Source organism: Nostoc sp. WHI (assembly GCF_015714725.1).
GTDB lineage: Bacteria > Cyanobacteriota > Cyanobacteriia > Cyanobacteriales > Nostocaceae > Nostoc.
Genome location: NZ_WBKM01000088.1, coordinates 1 through 15,954, shown reverse-complemented (window position 1 = coordinate 15,954; position 15,954 = coordinate 1). Strand labels below are relative to the sequence as shown.

Below are 15,954 nucleotides of genomic sequence, written 5' to 3'. Positions count from 1 at the left end.
GGGGAGCAGGTGGCAGGCGGCAGGGAGCAGGCGGCAGGGGAGCCGGGGGGACAGAACCAGCCCTTTCAAGGTCTTGTAATTTTCCCCAAATTATAGTTAGTTGAAAAAATAAAGTTGGGAAATGGGGAATAGCTAGAATGATTATAAGTCAAGTATTTGAGCGTTTTGTAGAAGAAAGTCCGGTTTCGGTATCGGTTATCCTAAAGCTGCTGTGTTTGCTTTTTGTGTTGCTACAGCAATCAAGTGATAATTCGGATTGCTGATAATGGCTGTGGAATGACAGAAAACGTAAAGCAAAAAATTTTTGACCCGTTTTTTACAACCAAACCCGTTGGTTCAGGTACAGATTTAGGGATGTCGATTAGTTATCAAATTATAGAGAAGCATGGAGGTCAAATCAAGTGTATTTCTGCACCGCTTCAGGGTACAGAGTTAATCATCCAAATTCCAGTTCAGATGAAGTCCGCTTGATAGTTAAGAATTAAGCTGCTAAACATCCGTCACATATTTAAGATAAAATTATTTTTTGTTAACTAGCAATTATCATTAAAATTAACTGATATATAGAGTATAAAACTCAACTTTACACTGAATTTTGAGCGCAAGGATGAATGATACGTTTAAAATAGTATTTTGGCTGGGATTAGTTCTGTTTTTAATGATTGCCTTGTTTAAGATGACAAGTCCACAAGTTGAAGCAAATTCCCTTCAAGTAACTGATCAGCAGTCAATCAGAGTTTTATTTATTGGCAACAGCTATACCTATGTTAATGACCTTCCTTGGTTGACACAACAGTTGGCTGTCTCAGCGAAAGAAACTAGAACCCTGGAAACTGAAATGGTTGTGGTTGGTGGAGCTTCGCTCAAAAACCATTGGAAACGTGGTGAAGCACTCAGACTGCTAAAAGCGAAACGATGGGACTACGTAGTACTGCAAGAGCAGAGTACCTTACCGATTACCAATCCAAAGGAAATGTCCAAGTACGCCAGTCTGTTTGATACCGAGATTAAGCGGGTTAATTCCCAAACAGTATTCTACTTGACTTGGGCAAGGCAAAATCAACCAGAAACGCAAGAGATATTGACTGATTCATACATGAGAATTGCTAAGGAACTGAAAGCTAAAGTTGCTCCTGTAGGAATTGCTTGGCAAAAAATTCAGGAAGCAAATCTGAAATTGAACCTTTATAATTCGGATCAAAGTCACCCTAGCCCCATTGGATCATACGTAGCATCATGTGTATTCTATTCAATATTTTATAAGGTGAGTCCGGTAGGGTTGAGTCGTCGTATATACAGTAGTCAATTTAGTACCCCACAAGAGGGTAACAGAATTGAGTTAGAAAATTTAAGTGAAACAGATGCTGAAATAATTCAAAAATTGGTTGAGTACATCGTCAGAAAGATATAGGGAAATACGCTTAAGTTAAGTGCTGATTATTGCCACCCCTTTATGGAGGCAATACGGTTCGGTTGAAGGAGGCAGGAGGAATAAATCAGTAGGGAATTCGACCCCTACTGATTTAGAACCACTGAACAAGAGTTCAGTGTTCTTGTCTTAAACCCAAGACCCTATGGTCGCGACAGGAGACAGAGGGCAGTTTTCCTCCAGCAAGAACTGCCCTCTGCCTCCTGCCTTCCTCGATAAGATCCCCCCGCCTGCGGCGACCCCCTTAAAAAGGGGGTAAATTAGGAAACAAAGCCCCCCTTTTTAAGGGGGGTTGGGGGGATCTCCGAGAGCCAAATATGTTAACCGAACCGTATTGCCTTATGGAGGGACTTCGCCTACTACCGTGTCTTTAACATAACTTTATGAAGCTGGTATGAGCTAGCGTAATTACCACGTTAGTTTTTGCGGGTATGTGGGCAGTATAAATTACCGAAAAAACTAATTTGGCATATATTGATGTTCAAAACTAAATTATCAGAATCCCGTGCTTTGAGTAAATTTTATACCTCGGATTTAATGAATCGCGATGTTGGAGCGATCGCGGCTCTAATCTTAATTAGCTTACTGAGTTCATTGAGTGGAACACCAATTCATCATACCATCTCTAACTTTTGGGAAGGCTTTCTTTGGGGACTGGCAGATCCAGTAATTAGCTTGGATTGTTTAGTTGGTATTGTTGCTATTGGCTTACTCTCATCTGTATTTGTTCGTGGCGCAGTGATCACTGGATGTTTTGTTTTAGCAGCAGTTTTGGGGATTGTAATTCATACATTCCAGCTAAATTTACCAGGTACAGAAATAGCGTTCGCCATTTCTACCATCGTCTTTGGCACTATGCTGATGATGCCAAATCAACCAAATTTTATGGTACTTGCTCTGGTAGGCGTCAGTGCTGGTTTATTTCAGGGTTATGCTGATGCATCATCTATTATTGGGGCAGGAATGATGCCACTGGTTGCCTATATACTAGGCATTACTTTAACTCTGTTTGCAGTTGCCATGAGTGCCAGAAAAATTGGTGGTGCAATCGGTATGGGAGAAATAAACCGAATTTTCCAAGCTAAAATTCGCATTGCTGGCTTTTCTTTCTGTGCGATCGGCATCGTGTTTTTGAGGAATTCGATAACTTAAATAAAATATTTCAGTTTAGTGGAATACAGGCATTTGTAGGGAGTACACAGATATCATCGGTGTCAACTTTAGATAAAAGCCAGTCTAGAAAAAGCTTTTAGAGATTGTCTCGTTCCCAGTCTCCGACTGGGAATGCCTAGTGGGAGGCTCTGCCTCCCGCAATGATGAGCATTTCTAGCCAGAGGCTAGAAACGAGGTTTTAAAAAGCTTTTAGAGATTGTCTCGTTCCCAGTCGGAGACTGGGAATGCCTAGTGGGAGGCTCTGCCTCCCGCAATGATGAGCATTTCTAACCAGAGGCTAGAAACGAGGTTTTAAAGGAGTTTGGGCTTAAGTTTACACTAATGCATAGATATGCTTTGATACCGTGTCTTCCTTCTAAGCGATCGCACAAACAAGAGCAATAAAATTAATAGTTATGTCCAAATAATGCTTAATTTTAGGCTCTACTGAAGGATAAATGGTAAATTTAAGTTCCTATCTTTGAGATATGGCACTGAAGAAATGCTTATTAATGGTGTTTTATGAATTGTAGAGCCAAATGTTAAGCAACAAGGTATAATTGCTGAAACTTAATTAGACTATAAACTTAGCTTTATTAAAAGTATCCATTTGAACCTTATATTTACTTAACTTTCTTCAGTTTTTGAGGATTGTTTTGTATAAATTGATGCTAAGTTTCCTTGGCTATATCTTAAAGGGGTAACTAATCAATTTAAATTTAAATATGTGGTCAACAATACTGATTAAAAGTTGCAATAAATTAAGTATTTAAACACAACATTGGATATAAGCATCAAAGAACAAAATCACACATAGTATCGGAATGACAGTGTTATCTAATTTCCTAAAATGCTCTCTAAAAAAAATTAGGATGGTAAAGAAATGATTTCAGCAGGAATCGAAGTAAAAATAAATCGCTTGGAATCTATTGTTGAGCAAATTGGGGAAGCAGTACTCTCTACAAGTGAGACAATTGAACGTCTCGCCCAAAGATTGGAGACTATCAGCATCCAAGTCGAAGCACAGGGACAGCAGGTGCAACAGCAAGGCTATCAAATTGTCGCATTGTGTGATGTTGTGCAGACTCTTGCTGAATCTCAGCATGATTCACTACAAAAACTCAACCAACTGACACAAACTCTAGATCGATTGATGTCTCTAATTCAAGGATTAGATGAGTCAAACCTTTAACTGAGTTACCGCGATATTGCCAGAAAAACATACATCCACATCGCTACCAGGATTGCGATCGCGTTTGCTATATTCCCCTACATAATAAAAATCATCGCCGTCAATGCGATAGTTGATGGGCAAAGGTTTGGTACAGGGTTGGCAAAACACCACATTAGGATCTGGTTCTCCTGGTTGCAGATGTGGCAAGTTCACATTCCAAAAGGTTCCCGGTTGTAAAGGGCGCTTAAGTAAGTCCGCTAAAACTTCGGTTGTGAATTTCGCGGCCAGATCCCAATCAAAATTCTGCTTGGCTTTGCGGTATTGAGAAATGGCAACTCCAGGAATACCGTGCATTGCAGCTTCCCGCACGGCAGCAACTGTGCCAGAAATGTAGGAATCTACTCCCAAGTTGCCCCCAGCGTTGATACCTGAAAGCACAAATTTGACATCTGTGGTAATTTGTGTTATTGCAATTCTTACACAATCAGCAGGAGTGCCAGCGATCGCATATTCAGTTTCAGAACGTCGCTGGAGGTTGATGGCACGAGTAGTAGTAACTTGATGTCCACAGCCAGACTGATGATCAGCAGGAGCAGCGATAATCACATTTTTGCCATTTACAGCTTTGAGCAGGGCTTGGATACCGGGTGCGTCGATGCCGTCATCGTTAGTTAAAATTATGGTCATAAGTGTTAAGGGAAAACTACTTGCAGATATAAAAAATGTGCTTAATTCTGCCACAAACATTGATCATACGATATCATCTCTAAATGGTTTGCAAACACCGCCCATTTTGGGAATTAACCCAAAATAGGCGGTGTTTCTTGTAACTAGCAAGGGTGTTAGGGTCGGGTTAATCACCAGTTTGTGCAATCAAAAAATCCCGTAAAATATATATCTGCTGTCAGTAATAGAAATCTTATACTGGATAAAACTGGAAACAAGGTGATTTTTATAGTAGTTCTGTAGTATTTTTGGTGCAAGTCTGTCTTATGGTTTATGTAATGAAACAGCTCCTCAAACAAGTATTTAGCCTTCAAAAACACCTCATCCGGCTAATTTTACCTTTGGTAACGGTTATTTTAGCAACTTCACTGTTTGCCGCACCTGCTTTTGCTACAGGTGTGTATCAATTACCCAACCTTACAGCAGGCAATAACACCTGGGTTTTAGATCAAGGTGAAGTCATCAGCCGTCTGAATGAAGGTAAAATTAGCAGCGCTTTCGAGGATTTGGCAAAGCAAACAGATAAGCAGGTCAGAATTGTTACTGTTCGCCGCCTCGACTACGGGGAAACACCGCAAAGTTTCACCAAGGCGCTGTTTAAAAAATGGTTTCCCACAAAAGAAGCTCAAGCTAATCAAACCTTATTGGTTATTGATACAGTTACCAATGGTACTGCCATTATTACTGGGGATCAAATCAAGCCTTTGCTCACGGACTCTATTGCCGAGAGTGTAGCTACTGAAACAGTAAGTGTGCCATTACGCAATGGTAACAAATATAATCAAGCATTTCTAGATGCAAGCGATCGCCTTGTCGCCGTCCTCTCCGGCAAACCCGATCCAGGCCCGCCTAAAATCATTGACAATGTGCAGGTAGAAGGCACTTTCAAAAAAGCAGAAGAAACCGACCAAGGTAACGCTATTGCTTGGGTGGTAGGATTGTTAATTGCCGCCACCGTTATCCCAATGGCGACTTACTATATCTATCAGATAAATCAGCCATCATCTAATGGGTAATGGCAGACTTAGGAGTTAGGAGTTAGAAATTTCTAACTCCTAACTTTTAACTTTAATCTTGAACATACTCTTGCTCTGTAACTAAAGCCACCTCAGCTCGAACAAATTCTCGACCCAAATAAGCTGCATGATCTAATTGAGTTACAGGAGGGGGCTGAGTTTCTTCAAAAATCTTCACGCAAATTTCTTTCGCCGTCCTTGCGCTAAAAACTGTCGTGTGAGTTCGTTCTACCTTTTCTCGCGCCGGAATTACCTTTCCCGTTTCTGGATCGACTGCTAAACCGCGATCGTCAATCACATTTGTAAAATGCTTGGCATAAATTAACCCTGCGTTTCGATCTAAGTAAATAATGAAATATCCACCAGGATCAAGATCAATGTGACGCTGGGAAAGTTTATCATCAATTGCGGCTAAATCTCCAACTATTAAATCCATAAGCATTATAAAAAGAAAATTCTTTCTTGAGGGTTTTTATACTCTATATCAAGTGTAATTCCTATCTTCCTTAGTCTTATTGATATCTTTCAGATATTTTTGATTTCTTTTACTTAAAATTAAATTAGAGAATTTGCTATAAATTATACTTTTATTATCAAATAATCCGCAACCATATTAGTGCATGAATTTACTGAAGCTATAGTGATAAAAAAAACCATATACTCGCCTTGGAATGAAATTTAAAAGCCCTGCTAAAGGCTTACTTACTTCAGTTGCTAATCATGAACTACATCCGAAAAATAGCGTTATTCATCGGGATAATAGTTGCTATGACTCCATCTGCTGTTAAAGCTCAAACCTGCGCTAATTCCAGCCAAACACCATTAACTAAAAGCAGACTCGATCAAATTGCCACTAGCCAAGGTATACCACTATCTGAAATTGGAGTAAAATTTGAACGGTTTGCGCTGAATACACTCAAACCAGGTGATCCAATTGCTTCCAACAGAAGACTTTTCCCTTCACCACTAAGGCAAATAAAAGCTGGTATCGGTAATGTACAACCAGATGGGGTAGTTCCGCTTGTCGTTAACTTGATACCATTTTTTAGTTTCACTTACCCGAATAGCGTCTTTTATGAGTCAAAGGCAGTACGCGGTACTTTATTGCCTCCGAGCTATGAAAAGTATCAAATTCTTGGTTTCCTAGATGTTCTCGATAGGAGTCCTGCAACAGCTAACAATGAAAACCCAGCGATTGTTTTTCTCACCACATCTGATGTCAGAAGAATAAGTTCTAAAACAATTAATGAAGCTAGCCGTAGAGGTATAGGGGTCTGGCATTCCATAGGATGTGAAATTGTACCGCCGCTTGGTAATCTTCAGATGGGTAAGGCTGAATTAGTAAATCCCATTGTGTATATCCTTCCAGGAAGGGTCCCTACAGGTTATGGTGGTCCCGGAAACCCTGGTAGAATTTAAAACTATTTACCAAGATGTCAATATATTTTGTCAGAGAAGAAGGTATCCCTTTAGAGCAGCGTAGAGGATTAGAAACAATTGATCGAAATCTTGTGTTTGTTCTTGTTCGAGCATCTGTAGAACAAGTCTCCCAAGCATTTAGCACCTTAAGACAAATGAATGTCTGGGTACGCAATGCATATGAGTGTGAAATTCAAATTCAGAATGAAAGCACTTTTGTTTTTCAGTTGCGGGGACATCCTTGGAGCTTAATTTATAAATACCGTATGTCGTCAATACGAATCTACTTAACAGAAGAAGATGCTAGGAATCTTTCAGAATCTCTGAGTACTTCTGTTATTTACTACGCTGGCAGCGATACATGCGGCACTATTGAATACCATCTTTACAGTAATGGTATCCTACAAGAAAAACTGTCTTTTGAAGAAGAATTTAAGTGCGAGTTTCAGTCTCAGCTTCGCCAATTAGAAGCTAGGAATATTGAAGATGCGTACACATTTACAATGAATTTCATCCGCGAACAGGACGCTTATATTCCCTGTGTAGTTGAGGTAGAAGAACTACTAGCTGGTCAACACACAACTTTACGTATCGAGGATTTGATGCTTAATGAAGTGGAACGAATGGATTATCTAGCACAACAATAAACTATTAGAATTAGGAGTAATCTAAAATGAAATTAGTAACAAAGCACCTCTCCATTATATTTGGCGTATGTTCTGCGTTTATCATCTTCCCTATAATTCTTGACTCTGTAGCGAAAGCTCAGGAACAATCAGCTTGTCCATCGGGGCAAGTCAAGGATTCAAATGGTTTGTGTAATTCAAGTAGTCAAGGACAAGAGTCAGGAACTATGGCGAATGCTGAAGAATTTTTCCGAAGTGGGCGTAATTTTGATAGACAAGGCCAGTCTCAACAGGCAATTGCTGAATACACGCGAGCAATCGAGCTTGATCCTAACTATGCCGAAGCTTATGTTTTTCGAGGTAATGTATTGCCTTTAGAAGGACAACCACAAAAGGGGATTGAAGATGCCGAGAAGGCTATTGCTATCTACAATTCCAGAGGAGATTCAGTAAGAGCAGCGATGGTGCAGCAACTAGTGGAGAATATTCAAAGAGGTATTCAAGAGGGTGAATTTTGACGAATGGTAGCAGAACTACCGTCTTGATCGCCAATAGTTTAATTTCACGATTTTGAAAATAAGGAAAATTTGCATCTGTTTGCCGAGTAAAGTTTAATTATTCAGCAAACAAATGCTTTTCCTCAACCATTTTTCTCACTAAATGGCAACTCTGCATTAATCGCCTCAATCTCCTGCTGTTCGAGTTGATTCACTTCCTTAATATAGGGACGTAAAATTTGTCCTAAACGATTATTGTAAAAGCGGTGCAAACTGTGATTGGGCGTAGCGGGGAAACCGCGCCGTTTTTTGTGACGCCCGCCCGCGCCAGGGTCAAAAATTTGGATGCCGTTAGCGATCGCCCACTCAATTGGTGCATAATAGCAAGCATCAAAATGTAAGCAATCTATATCTTGAAAACTCCCCCAATAGCGTCCATAAAGTTTGTCACCTTTATATAAACAAAAGGACATTCCTAAAGGATGAGAATTATCTTCCTCGCTATATGCAGCAACAAACAAAACTCGATGGCGATAATCGGTGTATAGTTGCTCAAAAAACCTTTGTGTGAGATACTTGCTACCCCACCAGCCAAACTTATCACAGGTGTCTGCATAGAACTGGTGCATTAAGGGAAACAAAGACTGAGGAATTTGATCACCACTTAGCGGTTGCAATCGTAAACCTGCTTTCTCCACAGCTTTGCGTTCCCGCTTGATATTGCGGCGCTGATTGGCGTTAAACAATTTCAAGTAGTCATCAAAAGTTTTAAAGCCAGCATTTTCCCAGATATAGCTGTGGTGCAGCCAAGTTGTAAAGCCATGCCGTTCCAGCATCGGACGCCATTGGGGATCGACATAAAGAAAATGACACCCAGAAATTCGATTTTTGGAGCAGAAAGCATCAATTTCATGCACCATCATCGCTGTAATTTCATCTTCATCCTCTCCTGGAGCAATTAAGAACCGATAACCTTCAACCGGCGTAAATGGGGACATTCCCAGCAATTTTGGGTAATATTGGATTCCGATGCGATCGGCTAACTCTGCCCATTGGTGATCAAAAACAAATTCACCAGAACTATGTCCTTTGAGATAAAGTGGGGCAGCAGCAATCAGGGTTCTATCTCGCCATAGCGTCAAGTGATTTGGCAACCAACCAGTTTTAGCCGTAGCACTGTGGGAAGTTTCAATATTGTTCAGCCACTCCCATTCTAAAAACGGCGTTTTGAGTGGCATTGCCAAAGCATTCCAGGCATTTTGGGGTACTTCAGCGATTTTGTTCGTCCAAACGACAGAATAGCGAGGCTTAAGTTGTTCCACTTTTTACGATAGTAGGGAGTAGGGAGTGGGGAGTAAGAATTTTAGATTTTAGACTTCGGCGTGAGCGCTCAGTCGAACGCTTTTGGATTTTAGATTGAAATTTAATCCAAAATCTAAAATCCAAAATCCAAAATTGAATTGCCCCATGCCCAATAAATAACTTTACTTAGCGTAATCTAATCTGCTGGTCGTTGCAGACGGTAATGCAAAAACACTTCTTGCTCAACTGCATGAACTTCTAGAAGTTGCAACTTGGGAGCTAAATCGGCTAAAAATCCTTTTCCTTCGACGGGCGTGGGTGCGGTATTACCACCTAAAATTAGCGGACAGACAGTCAGCCATAATTCATCAATCAAATCTAATCCCAGCAAGGAAGCGACTAATTCACCTCCACCCAAGACCGCCAAGCGTGTTATATGTATAGTGGCTAGATGCTTTAAAGCTGCGGGAATGTCAATTTCTCCAGTTGGTGTTTCAAAAACTAAAATCTGCTCAAATTTTGAAGGACACTCCTGTACGGGAGTTTCCCCCGTTGAGGGAAGTGTCCGTAAACGTCCTTTCCAGGAAAGTGCACCCGCAGTTGTCGTAAGTAGCCAGCGTCTGACTGATTGCTTAAAAAAGTTAATTTCCGGATTGAGGTTTGCAGAGCGTGTAATCACTATATGAATCGGTTGGGGAGGCTTACCTCCTTGGACTCGATGTTGTACTAAAGTTGGATCTGATACGGTAAGTGTTGTTCCGTAAGCGGCCAGAGTACCAGCACCGAATAAAACGGCATCAGAGGCAGCGATTTGTTTTTCTAAGTGTGCTTGATCAATTCTTGAACCAAACCGAGCAGGCGATCGCCTAAAATCTGCTATTTTGCCATCTGCACTCATTGCTAAAACAACTGTAGTATGAGGACGGTGTTGCAACATTAAATTGGTTTGATAGTTTTATATTTTTTTGCTAGTGTGTAGATTCTCAAAAAAATCCATGCCTGCAACCTAGTATTTTACAATTTAATTACTGGATTCCTATGCAACACAAATCGCTTTTACATCTACTAAATACGATTTTTGGTATACCACGTTTCTTTTTCAATTATAGCAATTTGTTATTTTTAAACATTGAAAATAAAGTTATGATAAGATAACAAAATGTCTCATCTAGCTGGTCTAATTGCATATCTTTGCTGTTGTGGTTTGCAGATGTCAAGTGAGACACTCGATGACTAATTCCCGTCAATCATCCTTTCGTCGAATTTTAGTAACGAGAATATTGCTGTTGTTCGTTCCAGTTTTACTTATAGGCGAGATTGTTGCCCTAAATAAGGCACGTTCTAGCATATTGAGAACTGCACGTCAAAATTTAACAGAAAGCGCTATCAACAAAGGGGAGAGAATTGGAGATGCGATCGCTATATTAAAAGCTAATTTGCTGAGTGTAAGTAAAACAACGGTGATTCCATCGGATTCGCCTATACAAGAGCAAGAAATTCTCACCCAGCTAAAGCAACAACTTCCATCCAATATTCAATGCATTCAATTAACGAATCTCCTAAGTCAGAAGATAATTGCCAATAATTGTGGCGATCAAGCTATTGGAGAATTGAGATTACCTTTGCCTAGTGACGGAATTAATGTCAAAGCAATCTTCCTGCCAAAAGCAGGAATGACTGGTAAAAGAAACACACAAAATCAACTGCCATTAGTATTATCTGCACCAATCTCCGATAGCCGAAAAAATTTAGTTTACAGTTTAAGTATTCAGTCTGCATTGTACCAACAAACCAGAAATCCGCCGGGATCGCTTACAGGCGCTATGGTAGTGATTGCTGAAGATGGCACGATTTTGGCACACCCATTCACAGACTGGGTGGGAACTAATATTAATCAGCACCCAAATGCTTCTCAACTCAAGAGCATAATTAAAAATGCAATTGCGGGACGAAACGATTCGATAAATTTGTTTTTTACAAAGGGGAAAGAATTAGTAGCTGGCTATACAGCTATTGCAAATCCACTCACCCAACAACCGCAGCAAAAATGGATAGTTTTAGCTGTTACCAGTGTTGATAATGCGCTTTTTGGTTTAGAGGAAATCAAGCTAATCCTCATCGTTTTGACAGTTGGTTTGATTGGTGCAAGTTTGTTGGCATCTCTATATCTAGCTCCTTACTTAGCACGTCCTGTAGAAGAATTGCGAGACTACGCTTTAAATATTCACTCTCACCATGCTGCACAACCAGTTCCGCACAATTTCCAAATCCGGGAATTCAATCAACTAGCCCAAGCCCTAGACCAAATGGTAGAACGGCTCAAAGCTGGAGCAGAAGAATTGGAAATAGCTTGGAAAGAATCCAAAACCGCTAACCAGATTAAAAGCCAGTTTTTAGCTACAACTTCCCATGAATTGAGAAACCCATTAAATATTATTATTAACTATATTCGCCTGGTTGAAGATGGTTTATGTGATAGCCGAGAAGAAGAAATGGAGTTTCTCAAACGTGCCGATGAAACAACGATTCACTTGTTAGGTATTATTAATGATTTACTAGATATTTCTAAAATCGAAGCAGGTAAGCTTTCAGTAGTCACGACACCGATTGATCTCCGACAAATATTGTTAGAGGTGATTAATTTACAATCGGTTAATGTTCAACAAAAGGGCTTGCAATTGAAATGTGAGTTAGATCCTCAAGCGATACCAATTAAGGCAGACGCAGCAAAACTGAAACAGGTGCTAATTAATGTTATCGGTAACGCTACTAAGTTCACCGATGTGGGAAGCATCACCATTGCTACAGAAATTCAACCTAGTAATGATAAATCTCAGGTGGTGGTAACAATCAAAGATACAGGTATAGGAATCGATCCAACTCAACAGCATAAACTATTTCGACCCTTTGTGATGGTGAATGGCACAACCACGCGCCAGTTTGAAGGTACTGGACTGGGACTGGCGATTTCACGGAACTTAATCGAACTCATGGGAGGTAGCATTACTCTTGAGAGTGTGGGACTTCATCAAGGTACGACAGTGAAAATTACCATACCTTTGATTGATATCTCGCTATTACCTGTTCCAAAGAAAGAAGAAAATGTAGGGGATTTGGGATTTTCCTCTGGGAATGAGGGGGCAAAGACAAGCCGCTACCCTAGCCTACAGGAGTCTGGGGGAAGTCCTTCTTTGAGGATCAACAAGTCTGTGAAAGCAGGAGTAGACGAAGAGAAGTCCCCGAAGTCTCAGTTGCTATTTGGGAAAGGGACTTATGAAATTCGTCTTTCGCCCCTGCAAACTATTCTGGTAAGTCTTCCAAAAGGAGGAGTTTGTGCGAATGGGACTTTTAAGAGTCACTAGTACCGCTTTGCGTAATTCGTAATTCGTAATTCAGTTTTAGCAAGGGTTTCAGACATTACAAATGGGTGGCTTATTTACCCCGTACTGTACTAGTTATTACTTTATCGTCCTTGACGATCATTGAGAAAAACAGGTTTACCGCCTTGCTGAAGAGATAGTGTTAGAGCAGCAAGAATTTCTACTAATTCAGTGCCTACCCAGCCAGACGAAACCTCGGAGGGAGTATTGTTGAGGACGGAGACAACAAAAGAGGAGCAAACCCGCCCCAATGGTTCCCCTGGTTCTAATTCCAGTACCACCTGTCTTTGATTTACAGGAATAAATTGATTGCCCTGCTGTTCAAACTCTCCATGTAGCAAGGTTAGAGGTGACAATAATGACATCTCATCAAAAATTAAGCTGCCAAGGCTGCCCACAATCCCTAGCCGTCGCTGTTTATCAGGATTCAGCCAGCACAGATGAATATAAACTTGAAAGTCATCTGGGTATGTTAGTGTCAGCCATACTAGATCAGCTAGTCCCCGTGTGTTTGCGTTTTCCCCCACTGCTCCCTGTAGCCACACCGTACCCGTTGCTTGTACTTTCACAGGGATTTGACCCAGCCAAGCGTTAAAGATGGCAATATCGTGAATGGCTAAGTCCCACAGAGCATTAACATCTTGCCGGACAGGCCCTAAGTGGGTACGGGTGGCGTAACCATAGCGTAAATCACCTAACTTACCTGTCTGTACTACAGTTTTTCCGCGCTCAACTGCTGGGTGAAATAAATAAGTATGGTCAACCATCAGTATCAAATGATGCTGCTCCGCCAACTGGCAAAGTTCCCGACATTCTACTGGGTTAAGAGTTAAGGGTTTTTCTGCAAAAACATGGTATCCCTCTTGGAGAGCGTCTTTAATTAAAGCATAGTGAGTACTAGCTGGAGTTGCGATCGCCACCCCTGTCAATCCTGGCACTTTCTTTAATTCTTGCCACTGGGTTGTTAATACTACATTTTCATCTAAGTTAAACTGCTGCTTTACCGCCGCTAATCGTTCTGGATGGGGATCTACTACAGCAACTACATTTACTTGGGGATGTGCTAAGAAATTTCGCAGTAAATGCACTCCCCAACGCCCAACTCCGATGACAGCAATTTTAATTTGGTTTGTCATTTGTCATTTGTCATTTGTCATTTGTCATTTGTCATTTGTCATTTGTATAGAAAGGACAAGGGACAAATGACAACCAACTGAATTATCAGTTGATTAAGATTATTTTAAGCTAAGGGTTTTTCCTGATTATTAATTGCTAAAAAAGCTACCTTAGCTGCGGCTTGTTCAGCAGTTTTGATCGAGCGTCCCTTACCAACTCCTAGCTTGTTGTCGTGCAGCCACACCTCAGCAACAAAACGTTCTTGATTGCGGTGCGGTTGATTGAGTTCCACAACCCGATACTCTGGTAAAACTTTAAATTGTGCCTGAGTCCATTCTTGTAGAGCAGCTTTGTAATTAAGTCTAGCTGGATCGAGGCGAATTTCTGTCGCTAGTTGTTGGAAGTGGGGATCTAACCAAGAGCGGATTAGTTCCAGATTTTGAGTGCTTAAGTAAAGCGCACCGAGAACAGCTTCAAAAGCATCAGCCAGTCGTGACTCTTGACCAACTTTGTCAGCAATAGCACTGCCAGCAACTAGTAAGTATAACTCCAAACCATATTCTTTGGCTAATTGGGCGAGGATGCGATCGCTCACCAACACCGAACGAATTGCCGCAAAATCCCCTACTGGACAATCGGGATAATTTTCCCACAACAAAACAGCTGACACCAGTCGCACCACTGCATCGCCGACAAACTCCAACTGTTCATAATTTGCCGACTCTGAGACAGTGGGATGAGTTAGCGCTAAATCCAGCAGTTCCCACTTTATCGGCGCTTCTAGCGACAGACCAAATTTTTGAATTAAACTTTCAAGTTGCCGTTGACGGCGTGGATAAGCAAGGGGCATTGCATGATAAGGGGCAGGGGGGCAGGGGAAGGCAACTAGCTAGCTATCTATCTTAATCTCTCGTTCCCAGTCTCCGACTGGGAATGCCTATTTTGAGGCTCCGCCTCAAGACTTGCGGCAGAGCCGCTTTTGATTTGCATTTCTAGCCAGAGGCTAGAAACGAGGTTACTTTTTTATATAAAGTTCTTGGACTATTACTTTAACAACTTTTGGCTACTTGTCTCTATCTAGCTTCTCTTGAATAGCTTGACGGCAAAACTCAGGAGGGTCGTCTTTAGCTTTCACTTCTTCCTTCATTTCCTTGGTGACGCGCAAATGTAAATATTCAGTTAATGGTTCTTCTCTATCAGATTTAATTGGTTTTAAATTTTCTGGGTTCCCTTTAGGATTTGGCATTATTAAGAGATGCGAATAACGCTTGAACCTTTGATATATCAAAGGATAAAGTTTTAAATCGGTGGCGTTACCAGTCTGGAAAACAGTTCACCACCGATTCCCACTTTTACAAGAGGTAACTCTATTTTATGTTTACACGCACAGAATTAGAAGTTAAAAGCTTGAGAGCGTTACGCGATTTATGTCTGATACAGTACGGCATCCAAGCAATAGGGAACCCTGCTGATAAGGCATCTTACATTAACGCACTCCTAACCTTCCCTGTTATAGCCTGCAAGCAAGTGTCAGATAATAAAGGATTGAAATCTCCTATACTCTCTCAAATACAAGCGCTAGAAGCAACGCTAGAGGCTATGGGAACACCTACGCCAGAACAGTCAGCATTGCTCAAGGTGACGATGGAGGGAAGGAAGCTAGAGTACCCAGCACGGTACAGTCAAGAGAAACTGTTTGGACTCTATCGGGTTAAATGGCATCTGGATACAGCATTAGAAATACTGGGAATGCTCTAAATAATCAATTAGCGATGTCTACGACGAGCTTCTCTACGAGACGCTGCGCGAACGCTTAAGCCCAAAATCCGCACAAAAAATAATGGAGTACAAACCGTGAAAGGTTCATACTCCATTGTAGGGAAAGACCAGGTAGTAAGCCGGGTTCTGTTCTCTTTCGAGGGCAGTTATCTATCTGGGACGCCTGTTACCAGACGCCTCTAGCGGCTCTCGTTGAGCGGAACTGGTAAAAGACCAACCGTAGTTCCTATCGCCTTGCTCCCAACCGGGGTTTACCGAGCCAGCGCCTCTCGACGCTGCTGGTGCGCTCTTACCACACCTTTGCACCCTTACCAAAGATTGGGGAGTGGGGAGTGGGG

The 15,954-nt window shown here is 41.3% G+C and carries 17 protein-coding genes and 1 other RNA gene; 10 read left to right on the top strand and 8 right to left on the bottom strand.

Translation table 11 applies throughout. The features are described 5' to 3' along the window. Window positions 1-243 precede the first annotated feature (243 nt). From F8S12_RS08895 to F8S12_RS08880, 4 genes are all read left to right on the top strand, one after another. Window positions 244-471 (top strand): sensor histidine kinase, encoded by a 228-nt coding sequence (locus F8S12_RS08895; RefSeq protein WP_331001372.1) that lies wholly within the window; start codon window positions 244-246, stop codon window positions 469-471. 205 nt (window positions 472-676) lie between these two features. Next, window positions 677-1,411 carry an SGNH/GDSL hydrolase family protein gene (locus F8S12_RS08890; RefSeq protein WP_196515945.1) on the top strand — a complete coding sequence of 245 codons (735 nt, stop codon included), beginning with the start codon at window positions 677-679 and terminating at the stop codon, window positions 1,409-1,411. A 495-nt stretch (window positions 1,412-1,906) separates the two neighbouring features. After that, window positions 1,907-2,581, top strand: coding sequence for a HupE/UreJ family protein (locus tag F8S12_RS08885; RefSeq protein ID WP_196515944.1), 675 nt, complete (start codon window positions 1,907-1,909; stop codon window positions 2,579-2,581). 883 nt (window positions 2,582-3,464) lie between these two features. Then, on the top strand, window positions 3,465-3,773 hold the full coding sequence (locus F8S12_RS08880; protein ID WP_196515943.1) for a hypothetical protein: 309 nt from the start codon (window positions 3,465-3,467) through the stop codon (window positions 3,771-3,773). Here the strand turns inward: F8S12_RS08880 and surE are convergent. After that, on the bottom strand, window positions 3,762-4,442 hold the full coding sequence (gene surE, locus F8S12_RS08875) for a 5'/3'-nucleotidase SurE (protein WP_196515942.1): 681 nt from the start codon (window positions 4,440-4,442) through the stop codon (window positions 3,762-3,764). The genes F8S12_RS08880 and surE overlap by 12 nt on opposite strands. A gap of 317 nt (window positions 4,443-4,759) precedes the next feature. Here surE and psb32 point away from each other — a divergent pair, with 317 nt between their 5' ends. Next, entirely contained in the window at window positions 4,760-5,497 is a 738-nt protein-coding gene (psb32, locus tag F8S12_RS08870; RefSeq protein WP_196515941.1) for a photosystem II repair protein Psb32, read from the top strand. A 52-nt stretch (window positions 5,498-5,549) separates the two neighbouring features. Here psb32 and F8S12_RS08865 read toward each other — a convergent pair whose 3' ends face one another. Continuing rightward, window positions 5,550-5,933, bottom strand: a complete 384-nt coding sequence (locus F8S12_RS08865) for a DUF4346 domain-containing protein (RefSeq protein ID WP_196515940.1) — start codon at window positions 5,931-5,933, stop codon at window positions 5,550-5,552. A gap of 284 nt (window positions 5,934-6,217) precedes the next feature. Between F8S12_RS08865 and F8S12_RS08860 the strand changes: the two genes are divergently transcribed. Genes F8S12_RS08860 through F8S12_RS40455 form a run of 3 tightly spaced genes read left to right on the top strand, consistent with a single transcriptional unit; the run spans window position 6,218 to window position 8,060 of the window. Next, the gene (locus F8S12_RS08860; RefSeq protein WP_196515939.1) at window positions 6,218-6,916 is read left to right on the top strand and encodes a hypothetical protein; all 699 of its coding nucleotides are present in this window, start codon (window positions 6,218-6,220) and stop codon (window positions 6,914-6,916) included. 14 nt (window positions 6,917-6,930) lie between these two features. Beyond that, complete coding sequence (locus tag F8S12_RS08855; RefSeq protein WP_196515938.1) at window positions 6,931-7,563, top strand: hypothetical protein; 633 nt, start codon at window positions 6,931-6,933, stop codon at window positions 7,561-7,563. Between the two features lie 26 nt (window positions 7,564-7,589). Next, on the top strand, window positions 7,590-8,060 hold the full coding sequence (locus F8S12_RS40455; protein ID WP_230967893.1) for a tetratricopeptide repeat protein: 471 nt from the start codon (window positions 7,590-7,592) through the stop codon (window positions 8,058-8,060). A gap of 122 nt (window positions 8,061-8,182) precedes the next feature. Here F8S12_RS40455 and F8S12_RS08845 read toward each other — a convergent pair whose 3' ends face one another. Beyond that, the gene (locus F8S12_RS08845; RefSeq protein ID WP_196515937.1) at window positions 8,183-9,361 is read right to left on the bottom strand and encodes a GNAT family N-acetyltransferase; all 1,179 of its coding nucleotides are present in this window, start codon (window positions 9,359-9,361) and stop codon (window positions 8,183-8,185) included. A 176-nt stretch (window positions 9,362-9,537) separates the two neighbouring features. Then, on the bottom strand, window positions 9,538-10,278 hold the full coding sequence (locus F8S12_RS08840) for a RibD family protein (protein ID WP_196515936.1): 741 nt from the start codon (window positions 10,276-10,278) through the stop codon (window positions 9,538-9,540). A 292-nt stretch (window positions 10,279-10,570) separates the two neighbouring features. On the opposite strand from F8S12_RS08840, the gene F8S12_RS08835 reads away from it, so the two are divergent. Further along, entirely contained in the window at window positions 10,571-12,703 is a 2,133-nt protein-coding gene (locus tag F8S12_RS08835) for a sensor histidine kinase (protein WP_196515935.1), read from the top strand. Between the two features lie 101 nt (window positions 12,704-12,804). Here F8S12_RS08835 and F8S12_RS08830 read toward each other — a convergent pair whose 3' ends face one another. The 3 genes from F8S12_RS08830 to F8S12_RS08820 all read right to left on the bottom strand — a co-directional run bounded on the left by F8S12_RS08830 (window position 12,805) and on the right by F8S12_RS08820 (window position 15,083). Continuing rightward, the gene (locus F8S12_RS08830) at window positions 12,805-13,857 is read right to left on the bottom strand and encodes a Gfo/Idh/MocA family protein (RefSeq protein WP_196515934.1); all 1,053 of its coding nucleotides are present in this window, start codon (window positions 13,855-13,857) and stop codon (window positions 12,805-12,807) included. 104 nt (window positions 13,858-13,961) lie between these two features. Then, window positions 13,962-14,687: a ribonuclease III gene (gene rnc, locus F8S12_RS08825; protein ID WP_196515933.1), complete on the bottom strand. Its 726-nt coding sequence runs from the start codon at window positions 14,685-14,687 to the stop codon at window positions 13,962-13,964. Between the two features lie 213 nt (window positions 14,688-14,900). Continuing rightward, window positions 14,901-15,083, bottom strand: a complete 183-nt coding sequence (locus F8S12_RS08820; protein WP_196515932.1) for a hypothetical protein — start codon at window positions 15,081-15,083, stop codon at window positions 14,901-14,903. Window positions 15,084-15,211: 128 nt separating this feature from the next. Here F8S12_RS08820 and F8S12_RS08815 point away from each other — a divergent pair, with 128 nt between their 5' ends. After that, window positions 15,212-15,595 (top strand): hypothetical protein, encoded by a 384-nt coding sequence (locus F8S12_RS08815; protein WP_196515931.1) that lies wholly within the window; start codon window positions 15,212-15,214, stop codon window positions 15,593-15,595. A gap of 120 nt (window positions 15,596-15,715) precedes the next feature. Here F8S12_RS08815 and rnpB read toward each other — a convergent pair. Continuing rightward, an RNA gene (rnpB, locus tag F8S12_RS08810) (RNase P RNA component class A) lies at window positions 15,716-15,954 on the bottom strand; the annotation flags it as partial.

What these genes read in the sequence shown, in the direction of transcription:
- F8S12_RS08890 (WP_196515945.1), top strand. Translation starts at nt 677, where the DNA reads ATGACAAGTCCACAAGTTGAAGCAAATTCCCTTCAAGTAACTGATCAG.
- F8S12_RS08885 (WP_196515944.1), top strand. Translation starts at nt 1,907, where the DNA reads ATGTTCAAAACTAAATTATCAGAATCCCGTGCTTTGAGTAAATTTTAT.
- F8S12_RS08880 (WP_196515943.1), top strand. Translation starts at nt 3,465, where the DNA reads ATGATTTCAGCAGGAATCGAAGTAAAAATAAATCGCTTGGAATCTATT.
- surE (WP_196515942.1), bottom strand. Translation starts at nt 4,442, where the DNA reads ATGACCATAATTTTAACTAACGATGACGGCATCGACGCACCCGGTATC.
- psb32 (WP_196515941.1), top strand. Translation starts at nt 4,760, where the DNA reads ATGAAACAGCTCCTCAAACAAGTATTTAGCCTTCAAAAACACCTCATC.
- F8S12_RS08865 (WP_196515940.1), bottom strand. Translation starts at nt 5,933, where the DNA reads ATGGATTTAATAGTTGGAGATTTAGCCGCAATTGATGATAAACTTTCC.
- F8S12_RS08860 (WP_196515939.1), top strand. Translation starts at nt 6,218, where the DNA reads ATGAACTACATCCGAAAAATAGCGTTATTCATCGGGATAATAGTTGCT.
- F8S12_RS08855 (WP_196515938.1), top strand. Translation starts at nt 6,931, where the DNA reads ATGTCAATATATTTTGTCAGAGAAGAAGGTATCCCTTTAGAGCAGCGT.
- F8S12_RS40455 (WP_230967893.1), top strand. Translation starts at nt 7,590, where the DNA reads ATGAAATTAGTAACAAAGCACCTCTCCATTATATTTGGCGTATGTTCT.
- F8S12_RS08840 (WP_196515936.1), bottom strand. Translation starts at nt 10,278, where the DNA reads ATGTTGCAACACCGTCCTCATACTACAGTTGTTTTAGCAATGAGTGCA.
- F8S12_RS08835 (WP_196515935.1), top strand. Translation starts at nt 10,571, where the DNA reads ATGACTAATTCCCGTCAATCATCCTTTCGTCGAATTTTAGTAACGAGA.
- F8S12_RS08830 (WP_196515934.1), bottom strand. Translation starts at nt 13,857, where the DNA reads ATGACAAACCAAATTAAAATTGCTGTCATCGGAGTTGGGCGTTGGGGA.
- rnc (WP_196515933.1), bottom strand. Translation starts at nt 14,687, where the DNA reads ATGCCCCTTGCTTATCCACGCCGTCAACGGCAACTTGAAAGTTTAATT.
- F8S12_RS08820 (WP_196515932.1), bottom strand. Translation starts at nt 15,083, where the DNA reads ATGCCAAATCCTAAAGGGAACCCAGAAAATTTAAAACCAATTAAATCT.
- F8S12_RS08815 (WP_196515931.1), top strand. Translation starts at nt 15,212, where the DNA reads ATGTTTACACGCACAGAATTAGAAGTTAAAAGCTTGAGAGCGTTACGC.